The organism is Bacteroides mediterraneensis (assembly GCF_900128455.1).
Lineage (GTDB): Bacteria > Bacteroidota > Bacteroidia > Bacteroidales > Bacteroidaceae > Phocaeicola > Phocaeicola mediterraneensis.
Map to the genome: position 1 here is coordinate 2,623,021 of NZ_LT635783.1, position 19,470 is coordinate 2,642,490.

At 46.6% G+C, this 19,470-nt stretch carries 14 protein-coding genes; all 14 read right to left on the reverse strand.

Annotation, left to right across the window (positions count from 1 at the left end):
* Positions 1-23: 23 nt before the first annotated feature.
* The 14 genes from BQ7480_RS11170 to BQ7480_RS11240 all read right to left on the reverse strand — a co-directional run bounded on the left by BQ7480_RS11170 (position 24) and on the right by BQ7480_RS11240 (position 19,464).
* The gene (locus BQ7480_RS11170) at positions 24-1,394 is read right to left on the reverse strand and encodes an MATE family efflux transporter (protein ID WP_072544003.1); all 1,371 of its coding nucleotides are present in this window, start codon (positions 1,392-1,394) and stop codon (positions 24-26) included.
* A 326-nt stretch (positions 1,395-1,720) separates the two neighbouring features.
* Positions 1,721-2,722 carry a virulence RhuM family protein/type II toxin-antitoxin system death-on-curing family toxin gene (rhuM, locus tag BQ7480_RS11175; protein WP_072542920.1) on the reverse strand — a complete coding sequence of 334 codons (1,002 nt, stop codon included), beginning with the start codon at positions 2,720-2,722 and terminating at the stop codon, positions 1,721-1,723.
* A gap of 414 nt (positions 2,723-3,136) precedes the next feature.
* Positions 3,137-5,353 (reverse strand): alpha-L-rhamnosidase-related protein, encoded by a 2,217-nt coding sequence (locus BQ7480_RS11185; protein WP_072542922.1) that lies wholly within the window; start codon positions 5,351-5,353, stop codon positions 3,137-3,139.
* Positions 5,354-5,510: 157 nt separating this feature from the next.
* On the reverse strand, positions 5,511-5,945 hold the full coding sequence (locus BQ7480_RS11190) for a PepSY-like domain-containing protein (RefSeq protein WP_072542923.1): 435 nt from the start codon (positions 5,943-5,945) through the stop codon (positions 5,511-5,513).
* Between the two features lie 104 nt (positions 5,946-6,049).
* Positions 6,050-7,318 carry a sensor histidine kinase gene (locus tag BQ7480_RS11195; protein WP_072542924.1) on the reverse strand — a complete coding sequence of 423 codons (1,269 nt, stop codon included), beginning with the start codon at positions 7,316-7,318 and terminating at the stop codon, positions 6,050-6,052.
* Positions 7,315-7,992, reverse strand: coding sequence for a response regulator transcription factor (locus tag BQ7480_RS11200; RefSeq protein WP_022353288.1), 678 nt, complete (start codon positions 7,990-7,992; stop codon positions 7,315-7,317). The genes BQ7480_RS11195 and BQ7480_RS11200 overlap by 4 nt, the downstream gene beginning before the upstream one ends.
* A gap of 85 nt (positions 7,993-8,077) precedes the next feature.
* The gene (gene glgP / locus BQ7480_RS11205) at positions 8,078-10,645 is read right to left on the reverse strand and encodes an alpha-glucan family phosphorylase (protein ID WP_072542925.1); all 2,568 of its coding nucleotides are present in this window, start codon (positions 10,643-10,645) and stop codon (positions 8,078-8,080) included.
* Between the two features lie 21 nt (positions 10,646-10,666).
* On the reverse strand, positions 10,667-12,340 hold the full coding sequence (locus BQ7480_RS11210) for a glycogen/starch synthase (RefSeq protein ID WP_072542926.1): 1,674 nt from the start codon (positions 12,338-12,340) through the stop codon (positions 10,667-10,669).
* Between the two features lie 237 nt (positions 12,341-12,577).
* Positions 12,578-13,039, reverse strand: coding sequence for a hypothetical protein (locus BQ7480_RS11215; RefSeq protein WP_022353285.1), 462 nt, complete (start codon positions 13,037-13,039; stop codon positions 12,578-12,580).
* 40 nt (positions 13,040-13,079) lie between these two features.
* Positions 13,080-14,888 (reverse strand): V-type ATP synthase subunit I, encoded by a 1,809-nt coding sequence (locus BQ7480_RS11220; RefSeq protein ID WP_072542927.1) that lies wholly within the window; start codon positions 14,886-14,888, stop codon positions 13,080-13,082.
* Positions 14,885-15,490, reverse strand: coding sequence for a V-type ATP synthase subunit D (locus BQ7480_RS11225; protein WP_072542928.1), 606 nt, complete (start codon positions 15,488-15,490; stop codon positions 14,885-14,887). The genes BQ7480_RS11220 and BQ7480_RS11225 overlap by 4 nt, the downstream gene beginning before the upstream one ends.
* A 17-nt stretch (positions 15,491-15,507) precedes the next feature.
* Positions 15,508-16,827 (reverse strand): V-type ATP synthase subunit B, encoded by a 1,320-nt coding sequence (locus tag BQ7480_RS11230; RefSeq protein WP_072542929.1) that lies wholly within the window; start codon positions 16,825-16,827, stop codon positions 15,508-15,510.
* A 24-nt stretch (positions 16,828-16,851) separates the two neighbouring features.
* Positions 16,852-18,609, reverse strand: a complete 1,758-nt coding sequence (locus BQ7480_RS11235) for a V-type ATP synthase subunit A (RefSeq protein ID WP_072542930.1) — start codon at positions 18,607-18,609, stop codon at positions 16,852-16,854.
* A gap of 15 nt (positions 18,610-18,624) precedes the next feature.
* Entirely contained in the window at positions 18,625-19,464 is an 840-nt protein-coding gene (locus BQ7480_RS11240) for a DUF2764 family protein (RefSeq protein WP_072542931.1), read from the reverse strand.
* Positions 19,465-19,470: the final 6 nt, after the last annotated feature.

Consider the following 19,470-nt stretch of genomic DNA (forward strand, 5'->3'; position numbering starts at 1 on the left):
TTTTCAAGCCGAGGCTGTTTTTTTTATGCTTTCGCCACCTTTTTCCTTATCGTCATCCAGTAGGCCGTCAGCACCAGCAGGCCAGTGACTACCCATGATACCGGATACACAATCATCAGCACATCGTATCCCCTCCATATCGGCGACACCACATACACCCACACCATTCGGAGCAGACAGGTACCGAAGACCGTCAGCAAGGCCGGAGTAAGCGATTTCCCCATACCCCGCAACGAAGAACCTGCAATCTCATAGCTGCTGGCAATAAACTGCAAAGCCAACACCAGGTGCATGCGAAGGATCCCATAGTGATGCACCATCGGCACATTGGAAAAGAATCCCAAAAAGAAATCACTCTGCCAGGCAAAGAGCCAGTTGAACGCCGCACAGAAAGCCAGACTCGACCCCATGCAAATCCAGAATACCCGGTGCACACGGTCCATTCTTCCGGCACCATAGTTCTGCGCAATGAAACTGATAGCGGCTCCGTTGAATCCCTGGATGATAAAATAACAATAGTATTCAAAATTGACGGCTGCCGCCGAACCGGCAATCGCATCGGCCCCGTAACTGTTGATGGACGACTGCACCACCACATTGGAAATGGAGAAAATCATTCCCTGCAAACCCGCCGGTACACCGATACGCAGCATACGGTTCAGTTCCGTGGAATAAATCTTCATCTTGCTGAAATGCAGCCGGAAAGGTTCTTTCTCCCTACACAGCAGCCTGATAATCAGCGCCGCACTTACCGCATTAGAGATTCCCGTCGCCACAGCCACACCTGCCACTCCCATGTGGAAGCAAAGCACGAACAGCAGGTTGAGCAACGTATTGACCACCCCGGCAATGACCAGAATATACAGCGGACGACGCGTATCGCCCATGCTTCGCAGAATCGCCGCCCCGAAATTGAATGCCATGATGAAAGGCATCCCCAAGAAATAGATACGCAGATAGGTCACGGCCTGGTCCAGCACATTCGGAGGGGTTCCCATCCACGTCAGAATCGGCTTGGCTGCCACCTGTCCCAGCAACAGCAGAAATATTCCGCTCAACAGAGCCACCAGCTCCACCGTATTGATGGCGTGGCGTATACTCCGGTCGTCCCGCTGACCGATATGGTTGGAGATAATGGCACAGGCTCCCATGGAGATACCCATGAACAGATTGATGAGCAAGCCGATGACAGGCGCATTACTTCCCACAGCCGCCAAGGCCTCACTTCCCACGAAGTGCCCCACCACGGCCACATCGACCGAATTAAAAAGTTCCTGTAACAAACTGCTGGCTGCCAACGGAAGGGCAAACACCAGAATTTTCTTGAACAACGGCCCGTTGAGCATATCAATCTCGTTGCTCCGGCTCCGTTTCTTATCCACACTGTTATCCATCTTTTTTACCTTCTTCAAAAATGCGCGGCAAAGTTACTGCAAATTTGGAAAAGATGGATGAAATCTCTCTATTCGTTTTCTTTCTGTTTCAATTCGTCCGTAAATTCCTGATAAAGGGCTACGGGACCATAGTGCCACAACTTGGTAGTTTCGTCAGATAGCCGTTTGTAAGTATCCGAACAATAAAAACGACGTAGATTGTTGTCATTGAGTCTGTAGCCCCCGTTTCATTGCGGTTGATGCAGTTTCAAAATTCTTTGACTCCCAAATCCCGATTCCTTACATCCACCTTACGAATATAATCACCCAGCCGTCTATAATTCTCCTTACTCATAGTTGTTCTTGTTAATCAGATTGACTACTACTTTCACCATAATATCTTTTTCTTCTGTACGACTCTCAGCTATCATCAGCGTAAGAGCCACAAGGGTGTTGTCAGCAATGCGCTTACTCCCATCCGGATTGTAGAGAATACCGTTACCAGCCATAAACCACAGGAAAAGGGTGGCAGCAATACGTTTGTTGCCATCACTAAACGAATGATTTTTCGTGACGAGATAAAGCAGCATAGCCGCTTTTTCCTCCACAGAAGGGTAAAGCTCCTGTCCGCCAAAAGTCTGGTATATTTGCCCGATGGAACTTTTAAAGGAATCATCCTTCTCATGGGCAAACCACTGACTTCCACCGAATTTTTCCTTCAGCTCTTCTATGGCCTGCATGGCTCCCTCATAGGTAGCATGGAACTTTACTTCGTTAGTGGTCTGCTCTACCGCCAGTTGCTGATAATCGTATCTGTCCAACGTTCCGAGAGCATAAGCGTAATCGGAAACCACTTCTACCAGATTAAGCGCATCTCCCGATGTCAGTGCTTCCTGTGCCTTGACTGTACGGCCCAAGACCGTTACCAATTGCTTTAATTCAGTATAACGCTGTTCGGTCAAAGCCTTGTTGACGGCATAGCCTTTCACCAGATATTCTTTCAACACTCTATTAGCCCAACGGCGAAAGTCTACACCTTTTTTTGATTTGACCCGATAACCAACAGAAATGATGACATCAAGGTTATAGAAACGTACCTCATGTGTCTGGCTTTTACCTTCTATCGCACCATGTTCTGTGGTTGTCGCAAAATTTGCGACAACCACTTCGCCTGCAAGCTCTTCTTTTATGGCATTCGCTATATGCTTACGGATTGTTTTTGAATCGCGCCCAAATAGTTCAGCTATCTGATAGGCATTCAACCATACCGTATCTTGATCTATTCTGACCTCAAGCCGTGTTTCTCCATCTTCCGAACGATAGATTACTATTTTGTCATTCAATTCCATACCCTAACTTCCTAAACAGATTCAACAAATCCTTCTTGCTTTCTTCTTCCTGTTTCAACAAGTCCTTCATTTCTACTTGCAGCTCTTTTATCTTACCAATAGTGACATATCTGCAAATGTAATGATTAAGCATGAGAAAAGCTACAGTTGTATTCAAAAGATTCCGTCCAACCTTTTTCCAAACCCTCAAGTCCTTCATCCGAAAACCTCCTGTCATTTTTTACGTTTTCTCAGGCAGAAACCTACGTTTCCCTTACGGAAAACATACGGCTCCGCACCGGGAAACGTACGGTTCCCGATAGGGAAACATAGAAAACGTAAAGACATATTCCCCATAATATACCAGCGTTTGAATAAAAAAGGCCGGAAGCCTCCCGATTCCCAGCCTTCAACATATCATCATCAAAAACGGGCCTAATCTGCCTGCATCTCAAACCGCCATTCTCCGGCAGAAAGCCTCAACTGCCGTTCACTTTTCGGCTCGCCGTTCACACGCCAGCTACGAAATTCGGCAAGAAGCTCCACTTCGGCAGACGTACCTTCCGGCACCCGAAGATACATGGTTCCGCCGTGAGCCGACTTGTCCATTTCCAGCACGATGCGGCGGCCACCCGACAAGGGGACCTGCGTACGGATGAAATTCAAATGTGCCGGATGAGGAGCCACCCGAAAAGTCCGAAAGGCTGGTTCCACAGTTTCTATGCCGGCAATGTACTGCGAAAGAATGGTCAGCGGACCGCCGCTCCAAGCATGGTTGTAAGTACCGCCTCCGAAACCTTCACTGCCGATGCCCCAGCCTTCCCACAAGGTGGTCAGCGGGCTTTCAATCATGGCGCGGTAACGCAGCTTCATGCGGTTCAAGGCGTCCTGATAATAGCCCATTGTACAGAGGGCCTCCAACACGTATTTCTCCATGTACGGACTGGCGTGATACCACTCGGAGAAAAAAGGACGGATGACCGGATACAGTTCTTCGGGCAAGACACCCGACACGACAGCCAGCGCCTGTGCACGGTCGTCGGGCTTTCCCTGATAATCCGGAGAAATGTAATACTTGCCGTTCCAGAACGTGCGGTGGAATACTTTCCGCAAGCGGTTGGCAGTAGTGTGTGCCCAGGCGGCTTCTTCCGACTCGCCAGCCAACCGATTCATCTCTTCGTATCCCTTCAGGGCAATCACGTACCAGAGATTGAACAGCAACGTCATATCCTTGTTCTCTCCCCAGTCGCCCCAGGTCCATCCGCCGGAACGAGGTACGACCAATCCCAGGGAATCCGTTTTCCACACATGAATGTATTTCTTTACCCGAGGAAGTACGTCGAGAATCGTCTGACAATCGCCCGTGCCCATGTAGTAGGTCCAGAAACCATAATGGCTCACACTGGCCAGCATCTGCATAGGCAGTTCGTCCTTGTAGTTTCCGGCCGGTACGGGGGCAAAGATGGTGCTGTCGCCCCGCTGCCATCCCATCAGTTCATGAATCCCCTTGCGGGTCAGTAGGTGAGCTTTCTCGTCGAGGGCATAGAAGGCCTCGCCCAGTTCGTTCACCACGTCGCCCCACCACTGGGCACGTTCGCGGTCGGGACAGTCCATGTACGTGTCGCGCATGGTGATGTACAGCGTGCGTTGCGCCTTGTTCCACAAACGGGTCAGCATCGGGTCGTCGCAAGCGAAACCGCCGGCAAAAGAGGTATCGTATCCTGTTTCACGGTACTTCACGTCGAGCACCTCCACTCCTTCGGGAAATTCATACTGCACATAGTGGCCGTTCATCCAGCCCTTGCATTCAAACTCCTGCTCGCCTTCCCGGGTGCGATATTCGGCAAACACATTGGGAGCCGAACCGCCCCGGTAGTTATCTGTACGGATACGGATGCACTTGCCGGCCGGAGCTTTCAAACGGAGGTAAGGGGTGACCTGTGCATTGTAAGGCAGATAGGTCCGCAACAGGGTATCGCCCTGCATCTCGGTGCGTGCGTAGAGTTTCAGGCCATAGTCTTTCCAGAACGGTATCGGACGGTCGACCAGCCGGTTCCAACCCGCTTTCTTCAACGAAATTTCGGTGGCTTTCTCCCATTTCTTATCGTCATAGTCGGGCGACTGGAAAGGAATGTCTTTGGCTGCATTGAACCCGATGTTCGATTCTGCCAGACGAAAATTAGGCTCCTCTCCTTGCGGCACATAATAGGCCGGATGCATCCTCATCCGCCATTTTGCATCGGGTTCCACCTCCTTTCCGTCGCAGGACAGAGAGAAGCTGATGCCTGCTGTAGGAGAATTGCGGTGGCTGAAACCGTCTTTGCCAAAATACCACACCAGCACAGCCACGGTATTCTTTCCGGCTTTCAGGGCGGGAAGTGAAGCAATGACATCACAGTAAGTATCCGAAGGGTTTGGCCCACGTTTCAATCCTCCTTCCGCCACTTGCAGTTCACCGTTCACCCAGAGCCAGTATTTCGTATCGGCAGCCAGACGCAGTTCCAGCGAACGAGGCGTTTCGTCTAATGTTACCGTATTACGAAAACACCACCATGTGCCGGGAGCGGCCGGCTCTTTTCCTTTCATGGTCCATACCTGTGCCTGGGCATAGAGAGAAAAGAGACAAACTATCACACATAACCACTTTTTCATGCTATTTGATTTTTTACTCTACAAAAATAACAGACCTGAAAAGAAAACCATGACAAAAACAATGGTTTTTCTTCCAAAACAAAGGAAAACACTATACACAAACAGCCCGCTCCTCTTCTCAGAGAAACGGGCTGCATATCATAGAAATAGTCTGGAATCAGTCGTCGATATCAATCACGCGCATCTGACTGTCGAAAGTAATTTCCCAACGGTTGGAGAGTTTTACTTCATATTCATTGCGCTTACGTTCAATCTGGATGATGGAAGCATCCGGGTAGTTGGTCTTCACATACGTACGGATGGCAGCAGGGATAATCTGTGAAGGAATGGCCGACTTGCATTTCACTTCTGTCCACTCACCCGATTTGTCAAATTCCACTTTTTCACCATTGGTGAAAATCACATCGTACGATTTGCTGAACAAATCACTGTCTTGTTTGGCCAATGCCACTTTTTTACCTTTAAAGTAAGTAGTGATGAACGTCTGGGCCTTGGTAGGCAACTGTCCCACCTGGATGGGCTTTTCGTTATCGGCCATTGCCACGGTTGATACAGTGAACACACACACGAGCAGGAAAACTAACTTTTTCATAATGTCTATTTTTTTAGGATGAATACTTTAATGATTTATTGTACTGCAAAGATGAGAGGCAATTCTGAAAAGATTCTGAAGAATTACCTTTTTTCGACAAAAAATCAAGAAAGAATGGTGAAAATATGCATTCCGTCCTCAAAACGATAGGAAAGACGGAGCCGATACGCCTTGCAAATGGAATCGACCAACGCCAGACCAAGTCCTGTGGAACCTTCTTTCTTCCCTTCCTTATAGAAGCGTTCAAAGATGCGGTCTTTGTCCAGGGGAGCTTCTCCGGTATTGCGAATTTCAAAAGAAGAGTCGGTGAAAGTGAGTTCGATTGTTCCCCCTTCACTTGTATGCACAAAGGCATTCTTCAGCAGATTGGTCAGCAAGACCGTGGCCAACGACTCGCTCATCTCCAGGCGAAAACAGTCTTCTACGTGTATATTTACTTGCACACAGCGGTATGCATATACTTCCTTATAATCGTCCAGATAGTGCAGCAGCAGTTCGTTCAGACATATCGGCTTCACATCCGTAAACTGGCGGTTCTCAATCTTGCACAAAAGCAACAACGACTTGTTCAGACGGGTCAGATTCTCCAGTGTGCGGTGGGTTTTCATCAGCTCCGAAAGCTGCTTCTCGGTCAGGGTGTCATCTTCCATCAGCATTTCCAGGCGGTTGCGACAGATGGCCAGCGGAGTCTGCATCTCATGGGAGGCATTCCCGATAAAGAGTTTTTGCTGCTCATAAAGCTGCTCACTGCGTTCGGAGAACAGATTGGCCGCTTCATTCAGCTTCCGGAATTCCACAATCCGCAACGATTCATCGAGCGGTTCCCGTTTGCTTCCCAGCCGATAGTTCTCCAGCCATTTCAACAAAGTGTACAGCGGACGCATATTGCGATGGAACACCCAGGCATTGACGGCCAGAATCATCAGCAGCAAAAGTACATACAGAAAGACAATCCATCCCAGAATGGCCCGCTGAAGGTCGTACTTCTCAATGGTTGGCGTGTAAACCACCAGCTCCATATAACCCCCGTCATCCTTTTGGAAAATGGTCATCAGAATGCGGGCAGGCTCAGTCTCGCCTTTTGCCGTAATGTACACCATTTCATCCCGATAGGAGATTTTTGGATACGAGGCCGCATATTCTGCACTTACGTCATAGAGGAAATACTGGTTGTTCGAACCGTTACTCGTATCCGGCATCTTTTCACCTGAAAGTGAACGGATTATCAGCGATTCCGCATAGTCACTCAGGGAATCGTCTACCTCGTCGTTCACTTCCTCCATGACGGCCAAATAGAACAGCACGGCCCAACACGTCAGGATGACCACCAGAATGGCAGACATGCGCCACATGACCAGATGAAACAGTTTCATTCTTCTACCAGTTTATAACCTATACCATATACGGCTTTCAACTCTACCGTAGCTCCCGCATCTTTCAAATGCTTGCGCAGATTCTTGATTTGGGCATAAATAAAATCAAAATTATCCACCTGATCGATGTGGTCTCCCCACACCGACTCGGCCAACGTGGTCTTGTTCACCAACCGTCCGGGACGCAACATAAAATAAAGCAGAATATCGTATTCCTTACGGTTCAAATCGATTTCCGTCCCCCCCACAATGACTTTAAAATGGTCGGGAATAATTTCCACATTGCCATAGGTCACCTTCCTCTCGCCTTCACGCTGGTTACGACGGAAGAGACTTTTCAAACGGGCATGCAGTTCGGCCAGGTGATAAGGCTTCGGCAAATAATCGTCCGCGCCTAGGTCGAGTCCTTTCACCTTGTCCTCCAACGAATCCTTGGCCGAGAGAATAATCACGTTGGTGCGCTTGCCCAAGGCTTGCAGCTCTTCCAGCAAATCAAGTCCACAACCATCGGGTAACATGATGTCCAGCAAGATGCAGTCGTAGTCATAATCCTCCACCTTGCGCAAAGCGGTCTTATAATCGGGGGCCTGGGATACCACATAACGTTCTTTTTCCAACGACCGAGTGGTGATTTCACGAAGATCCGCATCGTCCTCTACAATCAATATTTTCATGGCATAGCATTTTTAAAACAAAAAAAGCCATTCCAGACCTTCTGAGGTATCCGGAATGGCTTATAATTATCTGAATAAACAGTTATTATTCATTGAACCAACGTACATAGCAGAAGTCCTGGCGATGAGGCAGCGCGTCGTTCTTCGGGAACATACGGTAAGCTACCTTAAAGCTACCCGCGTTCGACAAACCGGCTATCATTTCAAAGGTAAACAGATTGCCTTCGCGTTTCACCATCTTCATCGGATTGACTGCATAGATGTATTCGCGTCCTTCCGCATTGGTGTAAGTTACTACCTGTTCTACACCGATGGCATCGTCCAGACCCTTTTCATCAATCACGCAAGTAAGCTTATAGTCTTTACCGCTTTCTACGTTACCGTTGCACAAATCCTGACATTTGTTGAATGAAACCACCTGAATTTCGTCCCACTTGGCAGCCACTTCTTCCTTCCATGCAGCAATTTTCTTCACTTCTTCATAGTTGTTGGCTTCCAATGCATGATAACGAGTAGCTTCCTTGGTATAGAATTTCGTAAAGTAGTCATCCAGCTGACGTTTCATGGTATAATGAGGAGCCACCTGAGCGATAGAGTTCTTAATGGTTCTTACCCAGCCTTCAGAATATCCTTTCTTATTTCTAGCATAATACAACGGCAGGATTTCTGTTTCCAGAATACTGTAGATAGTAGCTGCATCCAGCTGATCCTGATGTTCCTGATTCTGGTAAGTACGTTTCTCGGTCAATGCCCATCCGGCACCTTCACGATAGCCTTCCAGCCACCATCCATCCAAAACAGAGAAGTTAACCACACCGTTCATCAGGGCTTTTTCACCAGATGTACCGGAAGCTTCCAACGGACGTGTCGGAGTATTCATCCAGATATCTACACCAGAAACCAGACGACGGGCCAGCTTCATATCGTAGTTTTCCAAGAAAATAATCTTACCCAGGAATTCCGGACGGTTAGAGATTTCTACAATCTTCTTGATCAATCCCTGACCGGCACCATCGTGCGGGTGAGCCTTACCGGCAAACAGGAACTGAACCGGATAGTCCGGGTTGTTGACAATCTTAGACAAACGGTCCAAATCAGTGAACAGCAGGTGTGCACGTTTGTAAGTGGCAAAACGACGGGCAAAACCAATCAACAAAGCATTCGGATTAATCTTATCCATCAACGAAACCACACGCGACGGGTCACGCTGGTTCTTCAACCACGTGTCACGGAACTGGTCGCGGATATAATTAATCAATTTGTTCTTCAAAGCCACACGGGTCTTCCAGATTTCTTCATCGGGCACATTGTAAATGCGTTCCCAAATCTTCGGATTAGACTGGTCGTGCATGAAGTTCTTGTCAAAATATTTGTTGTACAATGCTTTCCATTCAGAAGCACACCAAGTGGGGAAATGTACACCGTTAGTAACATATCCAACGTGGTTTTCTTCCGGGAAGTAGCCTTTCCAGATACCTGAGAACATTTCCTGAGAAACTTTTCCGTGCAACCAGCTCACACCGTTCACTTCCTGGCAAGTGTTGCAAGCAAAGGTAGACATACAGAAGCGTTCATTCGGGTCACCCGGGTTGATACGTCCCAAATCCATCAAATCCTGCCAGCTGATACCCATACGCTGCGGATAACCGCCCATATATTTGCCAAACAGGCCTTCATCGAAGTAATCGTGGCCAGCCGGAACCGGAGTATGTACAGTATACAAAGAAGAAGCACGAACCACTTCCAATGCTTCATCGAATGTCAAACCGCTTTCCACGTAATCACACAGACGCTGTACGTTACACAATGCAGCATGTCCTTCGTTGCAGTGATATACGTCTTTCTTGATACCCAGTTTCTTCAACAGCAGCACACCACCGATACCCAACAGGATTTCCTGTTTCAAACGGTTTTCCCAGTCACCACCATACAGCTGGTGAGTGATGGAACGGTCGAATTCGCTGTTCATTTCATTATCGGTATCCAGCAAATACAAAGGTACACGACCCACATTGACTCTCCATACGTATGCATGTACGTAATAGTTCAAATACGGTACATCCAATACCATCGGCTGGTCGTTTTCATCTTTCACACGTTCCAACGGCAGACTGCCGAAATTCTGTGCCTCGTAGTTGGCAATCTGCTGTCCGTCCATTGAAAGGCTCTGAGTGAAATAACCGTAACGATACAAGAAACCGACACCACACATGTCTACGTTGCTGTCTGAAGCCTCTTTCAAGTAGTCACCAGCCAAGATACCCAAACCACCGGAATAAATTTTCAGTACGTGAGTCAAACCATACTCCATACAGAAGTAAGCGACAGACGGACGACTTTTATCCGGCTTTGCAGACATATATTCGGTGAATCTATCATAAATTGCATTAATCTTGCCCAGCATTTCCTTATCTACAGACAATGCCTCCAGTTTCTCGTAGTTCAAACGTTCCAACAAGGCAACCGGATTCTGCCCTACAGCGCGCCATAATTCCGGATCCAGTTCTTTGAACATTTCAGTGGCATCGTCATTCCATGCCCACCAAATGTTGCGAGCCATCACTTCCAGCATCTTCAATGATTCCGGAATACGGGATTTCACATTAATTTCCCTCCACACAGGAGTATTAGCATAGTTTGTCTTGATTTTCATATCACTAATATTTTATATAGTTCATTTTTTATAAGAGGTGCAACGTTCTTTTGCCTTACGCAAAGCGATGTCATACGCTTCATAATAATAGCGGATAAAATGTTTCCATAATGCCTTTTCCGCAATCCCGGACGCGTTTTCACGAATCACTTCAATTTCAGATTCCGGAAGGTTGGAGAATTCTGTAATGGTATCTCGAATCACATCTGCCACTTCTGAATAATTGTAATCAGTACGGTGAATCACTTTTACCCCATCCTGCAATGTTCCGGGATGTCCTTTCAAGGAATTTACCCACAAGCCAAATCCGGCCAAGTCCGTAGTGATGGCAGGCACTTTGAATGCCACACTTTCCAACGGAGTATATCCCCAAGGTTCATAATAAGAAGGATAGACACTCATGTCTGCCCCAATTACCAAATCATAATAGCCTTCGTTCAGAATGCCATCCTTTCCATTCAAATAGCAAGGTACAAAAATGACTTTCACTTTTGAATCTGCTGCATTGGACATATTCAGATACTTCAGCATATCCAATACTTGGTCGTGACTCATATTGTGCAACCAATGCGTAATGAAAGGACATTCCAACGGAGTATCGTATTCTTGGTCGCTTTCCAGACGCTGCTTCAGGTCTTCACGCGCCTCGCCTACCCAGCCCGGCACATTGACAAAAGCCAAAACTTCACGCGTCAGGTTCTTTTCACGTGTCAAACGGTTCAAGGCTTCCAAATACACATTGATTCCTTTATTCTTAAACTCATAACGCCCGCTGGTTGCCACAATCAATGTGTCATCATCCAAATGGGTACCCAACAGCTTGTTGGCCAAATTCAAAAGCAAGGCTCTTGCATACTTCCGTTTCTTCCCGAACATTTCACCTTTCGGAACGAAATCGTCCTCAAAACCATTCATCAACACCACATCGGCTTCCTTCTCCAGTAATTCCTTGCATTCATTGTTCGTAATATCGCTCACCGTCGTAAAGCAATCCACATAATGCGCAGTCTGCTTCTCAATGGAATGCTTGGACTCCACATTCAGTTCACGGGCCATCTGGTCACCGTTATAAGCGAATAAGTAATCATAGAGAGGTTTATTGTTTCCGGCAATGGAACGTCCGATGGTAGTTGCGTGTGTAGTAAAGATTGTGGCTATTTCCGGTACATGTTTCTGCAGATAGAGTGCCCCCAGTCCTGTCATCCATTCATGGGCCTGATAAATCACCTTATCGGTCATTGTCAGATTATACCTATAGAAACTTTCGGCGACTTTCCCGGCTGCGTATGAAAACATGGAAGCTTCATCATAATCCCCATAAGCATGCAGAGAATCTACATGAAAGTCAAGCCATGCTTGCGTATAAATATCATTTTTGTCCTTATAAAAAGGAGTAAAATCCACTAGAATTGCAATGGGGTTTCCAGGAACATTCCAGCGTCCCACACGAATATTCAACCCATCTTTTTTGATTGCATGTTCCCTCCATGCCTGAAGAAGTTTAGGTTCCTCCACAAACAGAGGATTCTCTTTACCCAGCCAGACATCTGGCCCTATAAAAAAGATTCGATCAGGGAAAGTATTCTGCAAGGTCTTTGCTCTTGTAGACAATACAGTGTAGATGCCACCCACTTTATTACATACTTCCCAACTAGATTCGAAAATATAATCAGGTGTTAGTAGCTGTTTCATCATCGTCTTTAATATCTTCTAAATCAACCGCGAAGATACAAAAAATATTGAAACGGAAGAAAAAAACGAAATTTTTTATGGTCACAGTGGGGATTCTGTCAGTACCTTCTAACAAGAAGCATTATAATAACATGAATATCAAATAGATAATAGATTTGTAAATGTAGCAGAAATTTCAAAAAAATTTCCCCGTGATACAGCCAGACCATACCACGGGGAAATGTAACGATTAATTAATTTTTAAGCTAAAGCAGAACCCATCAAGAAGGTAGCAGCCAAAGCTACAATGGCATACAATTCAGGGAATACAGCCAAAATCAAAGTATTACCAAACACGTTGTGTCCTTGACCGATGGCTGCGATACCGTTGGCACAAACCTGTCCCTGACGGATAGCAGAGAACAAGGCTACCAATCCCAAGCCAATACCTGAGCCCAATACGGCACAAGCCTGAATGGCTGTGATTTCCGGAGTCAATACTCCAAAAATACTTTGGAACATAAAGTAACCGGCAAAACCGTACAGACCCTGTGTACCTGGAAGCGCGGTCAATACCAGAAAGTTACCAAAAGCACTGTCGTTCTTTTTCAGCGCACCAATGGATGCATTACCTGCAATGGTTACACCATACGCACTACCGATACCTGACAAACCAACCATAATCGCAATGCCAATGTAGGCAATCAAAAGATTCATTTCCATAATAATTATTTGTTTTTTAGTTTTTAATTACTTTGTTATATTAATTCTTGAAAGGTTTATATTCCTTTCCTCCTCCTTCGTACCCAGCATTCTTGAAGAATTCCACGAAGGTCAGACGCATCGGATGCACCATGGCACCCAACACATTCATAAAGATATTGATGGCATGGCCGATGACAAATATCAGTACCATGACGATAGGACCGGCAATCACATTGTCCGGGCTCATTCCGACAGCCAGACTGTTGAATACACTGGCCAGAATGCCACCGGAAAGGCCCAAAGCAAACAGACGGACATACGACAAGACATCACCCAGCAAGCCGGTAGCCATATTGTAGCTGTCCCACAGCCCTAAACCGATATTGACAAACACATTCTTATCCGGACTATTATACAGATAAGCCATCAGTACGCCAATACCCAGAAAGACCAGATGCAGCGTACCTCCCATTGCCATTACGCCCGGAGCCGCAAAAGCAACCGCCGTGCTGACCAGAATCAAAATCCATCCGATAGTGGAAATGGCATATTTCACACCAAACTGAATGGTCTGATTAACAGCTTTCAAAATCATACCGAAAATAATCTGCACTCCTCCCAAAATCAGTGAAAGATTGAACATCTGCTGGTTATCCAGCGAAATGGATTCTTTCAAAGTCTGGAAAAACGGCAGTTGGATATCATACAGATTAAATCCGAAACAGGTACCCGTCAGCAAACCGCACACCATGGTCGAAGCGCCCAGAATCTGCACCAAAGTCAGAATCGGCTTCATGGATACGCTTAGTTTCTTGGCAAACAAACGATACAATGTAACGGCCAGCAACATGAACAAGCCATATCCGGAATCTCCCAGGCAGAGACCGAAAAACAGCATAAAGAACGGAGCAAAGAACGGTGTCAAGTCCAGTTCGTTGTACTTCGGCAACATATACAGCCGCATAATCGGCTCAAACAACCGGAAGAAACCTTTATTCTCCAAAAGGATAGGTACATCATCTCCCGGTACAGGGGCAGCTGTCTCATAATAGACTTCCTGCGAACGGAGATACTCGGTCATTTCCGCTACACGCTCCGTTGGAATCCATCCTTCCAGCAACATCAGCTTATTGTCGGCCAATACGTCGGTACTCAATACTACCTTCGAGAACTCAATCTGCGAATGTACCCGATGCTGGGCAGCCTGCAAATCCGGAATTACAGTTCCGGCCAGTTCCTTCAATTTATTTTGAAGCGTTTCCTGCTGCGCCTTCAAATCGGTGACGGTTTGTTGCAAGACGGAAAGTGAATTTTCCGGTAACTTGGCTGTTTCCACTTCCAGTTCCAGCACAGCATCACCTTTCGTAATCGTTACAAAATAGAGTTTCGAACCAACCCGGTTAATGACCGTAGCATGATACAAGTCCGTCCATTCCGGCTTGAACTGCTTTTCCGAACAGATATAAAAACCTGTCTGATAACCGGCAGCCTGTAAGCGGGAAATATTTTGAGGGTCGAAATCGCCCCATGGTTCCAATACGGCCGTCTCTTTTTCCACCGCCTGAAGGCGATGGGCAAGTTGCTGTGACTGATGAAGCAATTCTTCCGTTTGCCGCAAAGCTTGTTCTCCACTATCCGCGTTCCCTTCACAGGCTTCAACAGAAGGCACTCCCATTCCCTGCAACAATTTGATGGCAGAAGCATATCGGGCCGACAAGCGGATACTTTCCTGTAAGGAAGCATTCTCGGCCCCTCCTTGTGCCTTTGTCACCACATGTACGACTCCCAGGTCACGGATACTTTTCAAAAAACAATCATACTCTTTATGGTACACCAAAAAAGTAACCTTTGTCATTTTTGCAATCATACTTCCGCCTCCTTTCTTTTCTCCTGAATAGACTTCAAAATCTTCTGAGAGGATTTTGACAAGTTCTCCTCATCTTCCATAAAGCGTTTGATTTTCCGCAGCGCATCCTGATAACCCGGTATCTGCACCTTTTCAAACAAGTTCACCTTCTGAGTGGTTTTCTTTCGTGCATGTTCCAACAAATCGAGTTTAGCAAGCGTAAACTCTCTTTCGATAGCTGTTTCGGCAAGTTTCTTCAACAGATGAATACCGTCGGCATACCACTTCGGGCTACAGAATAAGCTAAATGGCCGGATATCAAACTCCACCTCATCCAGCAACGGAACACGGACACCTGCAATCTTCCGCACACCCAGATGCACATCTTTTACCCTTACCAATGAGGCATCAAACTCATTCCAAAGGGCATGCATGTGCTCGTATGAGGAGATTTGCGCTTCCAGTCGTTCCTCCAGCCCGGCAGCTTCTTCCTTACAGCGTTTCACTTCCATGCGCAAGGCACTCTCCTTATTCTTAATGATAGGGAGCGTACGCACACGGACCTTCAACTGCTTTTCAAGCTGTTGCAAAGAGGTCTTGTTATACTGAAATTTTATTGCCATTTTAAAGTCTTATATTTTTATTTCTTCCAATACTGATCTACGAATTCTTTCTTGATGTTCACCTCTTCCGGCTTGAAATATTTCCGGAACAGTCCCCAAGTCACATCCAACATTTCGGTCGTGTTCAGGTTCACATCGATGGCCAGCAACTGGTTGGCATAATCCTTGGCAAAAGCCAACGCACGTTCATCGTAATTGGTCAGGTCGAAACCGTTTTCCATCTTGGTCTTGGCATTGGCTGCATCGGCATACAGACGTACGGCGGCATTCATCACCTGCGGATGATCTTTACGGGTCTTCTTACCGCTTACCAGCTGTTTCAAACGTGACAATGAACGGAACGGATCGACAATTACCTTACCAATGTCGCTGTCACGACGCAAGAAGAGCTGACCTTCCGTGATGTAACCTGTATTATCCGGCACTGCATGCGTAATATCTCCTCCCGAAAGGGTGGTCACCGCAATAATCGTGATAGACCCTCCACTCGGGAACTGTACAGCTTTTTCGTAAATTTTCGCCAAGTCGGAATAAAGTGAACCCGGCATAGAATCCTTCGACGGAATCTGGTCCATACGGTTGGACACGATAGCCAACGCATCGGCATACGAAGTCATATCCGTCAGCAATACCAATACCTTTTCATTGTGCTCCACTGCAAAATATTCGGCAGCAGTCAATGCCATATCCGGAATCAGCAGACGTTCTACCGGCGGATTCTCCGTGGTATTCACAAAACTGATGATACGATCGAGAGCACCTGCGTTCGAGAATACATTCTTAAAATAAAGGTAGTCATCGTTTGTCATACCCATACCACCCAAAATAATCTTATCGGTCTGCGCACGCAGGGCCACATTGGCCATTACCTGATTGAAAGGCTGGTCTGGGTCGGCAAAGAACGGAATCTTCTGTCCGGACACCAGCGTATTGTTGAGGTCGATACCGGCAATACCCGTTGCAATCAGCTCTGAAGGCTGCTTACGACGGACCGGATTCACCGACGGACCCCCGATTTCCACTTCCATACCTTCCACCTCCGGTCCTCCGTCAATCGGTTCACCGAAAGCATTGAAGAAACGTCCGGCCAGCTGCTCGCTCACTTTCAGTGTAGGAGACTTACCTAAGAAAACGACCTCTGCATTGGTCGGAATACCTTCCGTACCTTCAAAGACCTGCAGGGTCACCTCATCTCCGGCAATCTTCACCACCTGCGCCAGCTTGCCGTTTACCATAGCCAGTTCATCATAACCTACCCCCGTCGCTTTCAGCGAACAAGTGGCCTTGGTTATCTGGCTAATCTTTGTATATATTTTTTGAAAAGCTTTTGTCGCCATTTTCTACCCATTTATTGATTTCACTTATTTTACTTTTCGTTCATCCACCAAATCCTGCAACTGTTTCCGGAACTCCGTGTACTGAGGAGAACGGAACGGTGAATAGTTCATCTGCTTGCAGATATTGATCATCTTCTTGAAGTAGTCCATTACTTCCACAAAATTGTCGAAGCTGAAATCCGTATGACAAATATCAATCACCATATTCACGATTTCTTCCTGACGTTCCATCGGAGTCACTGCATCCACCTCGTCAAACGCATCCTGCTGCAAAATCACAAAGTCAATCAGTTCCGATTTCCAGAAAATCACATGATATTCCACCGGTACACCGTCATCACCCAAGATGTTAATCTGCTCGGCGATTTCCTTACCACGCAACAGACGAGTCTTCAGTTCTGTCACCTTGCCAATCCATTCTCCATTGATATGCTCTGTGATATAGGACTCAAATTCAGGATATTCCAGATACTTTGAATAAGAATCAATCGGGTTTACAGCCGGATAACGCTTACGGTCGGCACGTTCCTGCTCCAAAGCGTAAAAACAGCGGGCCACCTTCTTCGTATTTTCGGTCACTGGTTCCTTCAAGTTACCTCCGGCCGGTGATACCGTACCGATAAAAGTAATAGAACCCGTCTGTCCATTGTTCAGGTGTACAAATCCCGCACGACCGTAAAAGTTGGAGATAATGGCAGAAAGGTCCATCGGGAACGCATCCGGTCCGGGAAGTTCCTCCATACGGTTGGACATCTCACGCAAAGCTTGTGCCCAACGAGAAGTAGAGTCGGCCATCAACAAGACCTTCAGTCCCATGGCACGATAAAATTCAGCCATCGTCATAGCCGTATACACAGATGCTTCACGGGCAGCTACCGGCATATTGGAAGTATTGGCCACGATAATTGTACGCTCCATCAGCTTCCGTCCTGTATGCGGGTCTACCAGCTCCGGGAACTCTGTAAAGATTTCCACTACCTCATTGGCACGTTCACCACAAGCTGCAATAATCACGATATCCGCCTCAGCCTGTTTGGAAATCGCGTGCTGAAGCACCGTCTTTCCTGTACCAAACGGTCCCGGAATAAATCCCGTACCTCCTTCCACAATCGGGTTCATCGTATCAATGACACGTACACCCGTTTCCAGCAATTTATATGGACGCGGCTTCTCCTTATAATTGGTCATCGCCTTCTTCACCGGCCATTTCTGAATCATATTCACCGGAATCTCGTTGCCTTCCGCATCCGTCAAGACTGCGACTGTATCTTCTATCGTATATTCACCTTCCGCTACAATGGATTTCACCTTATAAGTGCCCTGAAGCTGGAAAGGTACCATAATCTTCAATGGCTGATGGTTCTCTTCCACTTCGCCCAACCAAGCAGAAGGGCCCACTTCATCACCGGCTTTCACAATGGGTTTGAATAACCATTTCTTCTCCTTGTCCAGCGGATAAGTGTACTGGCCACGTTTCAAGAATACCCCCTCCATTTTGTCAAGGTCATTCTGCAAACCATCATAATTTTTCGAAAGCATGCCCGGTCCTAATGTCACTTCCAGCATGTGGCCCGTAAATTCGGCTTCCGCACCCACTTTCAGTCCACGTGTACTTTCAAAAACCTGTACATACACATTTTTTCCCACTACTTTGATGACCTCAGCCATCAGGCGGTCGCCTCCGGTCGAAATGTAACAGATTTCATTCTGTGCCACCGGACCGTCGACTGTCAATGTAACCATATTGGCGATTACGCCTATCACAGTTCCTTTTGTTGCCATTCTATTTTATTTTTACTATTTTCTAAACTCTTCCGGAATCTGTACTTCCTCCTTCAAATGCTGAATCATCTGACGGAACAGTTCGCTTCCCTTTTCTTTATCCAGTGAAATCCAGCGTTCAATCATCTCCAGCTGTAACAAGAAGACAAACAAACGCTCTACCGTGAAATAATTGAAGAACGACTCGTCTTCCAGCCACTTCCAAGCCAACAAATCTGTTTTCTTTTCCCGGTCCACCAGTTCATCCATTTCTGCAATACGTTGCAAGTCTTCCATATACTCCAACTGCTCGCCCAAGCCGAAATCACGCGCATTCGACATTCTCAACAGTTCACAGACCTCGGTATCTCCCACTATTCGTGGAGCTACTTCCAGTTTATATTTACGAGAGATAAAAGCAGAAAGGATATTGTTCACATTCAGACTGAACTCAAACCAGCGGCTCACAAAGCGATTACCACATTTCATGGCATACGCATAATAGGCAGCCGCAAGTGCCTCCTCAGCAACGAAATGTTCTTCACCTGCATTCTGAAGATACAATGCTACAAAATCATACAAATAAGAAGGGAATTTTTTCTCACGAGCATCCCCCTGCCGAACGGCCTCTATCAGGAGAAGCAAATCTTCGGCAGAAAAATTTCCTCGCCCGTCCACTCCCGAGTCCTTATCCTTTAATAATTTGAGTAGATTTATATTATCAAATTTCAGGTAAAACAAATCAATCAGTTTTTTGTCCTTATTAGACAACGAAGGATAAAGTTCAGATTTAAAGTTTTCAACGGTATAGCTCAGCTTGCCATCGTCTAAAGACAAAGAAGGCAAACCGGCTACCAAGTAATAATAGCTGCTCATGCCATT

Coding starts and splice junctions, on each gene's coding strand:
- BQ7480_RS11235 (WP_072542930.1), bottom strand. CDS start 18,609: ATGGCAACAAAAGGAACTGTGATAGGCGTAATCGCCAATATGGTTACA.
- BQ7480_RS11195 (WP_072542924.1), bottom strand. CDS start 7,318: ATGAAACTGTTTCATCTGGTCATGTGGCGCATGTCTGCCATTCTGGTG.
- BQ7480_RS11170 (WP_072544003.1), bottom strand. CDS start 1,394: ATGGATAACAGTGTGGATAAGAAACGGAGCCGGAGCAACGAGATTGAT.
- BQ7480_RS11200 (WP_022353288.1), bottom strand. CDS start 7,992: ATGAAAATATTGATTGTAGAGGACGATGCGGATCTTCGTGAAATCACC.
- glgP (WP_072542925.1), bottom strand. CDS start 10,645: ATGAAAATCAAGACAAACTATGCTAATACTCCTGTGTGGAGGGAAATT.
- BQ7480_RS11210 (WP_072542926.1), bottom strand. CDS start 12,340: ATGATGAAACAGCTACTAACACCTGATTATATTTTCGAATCTAGTTGG.
- BQ7480_RS11240 (WP_072542931.1), bottom strand. CDS start 19,464: ATGAGCAGCTATTATTACTTGGTAGCCGGTTTGCCTTCTTTGTCTTTA.
- BQ7480_RS11220 (WP_072542927.1), bottom strand. CDS start 14,888: ATGATTGCAAAAATGACAAAGGTTACTTTTTTGGTGTACCATAAAGAG.
- BQ7480_RS11225 (WP_072542928.1), bottom strand. CDS start 15,490: ATGGCAATAAAATTTCAGTATAACAAGACCTCTTTGCAACAGCTTGAA.
- BQ7480_RS11190 (WP_072542923.1), bottom strand. CDS start 5,945: ATGAAAAAGTTAGTTTTCCTGCTCGTGTGTGTGTTCACTGTATCAACC.
- BQ7480_RS11230 (WP_072542929.1), bottom strand. CDS start 16,827: ATGGCGACAAAAGCTTTTCAAAAAATATATACAAAGATTAGCCAGATA.
- BQ7480_RS11215 (WP_022353285.1), bottom strand. CDS start 13,039: ATGGAAATGAATCTTTTGATTGCCTACATTGGCATTGCGATTATGGTT.
- BQ7480_RS11185 (WP_072542922.1), bottom strand. CDS start 5,353: ATGAAAAAGTGGTTATGTGTGATAGTTTGTCTCTTTTCTCTCTATGCC.
- rhuM (WP_072542920.1), bottom strand. CDS start 2,722: ATGGAATTGAATGACAAAATAGTAATCTATCGTTCGGAAGATGGAGAA.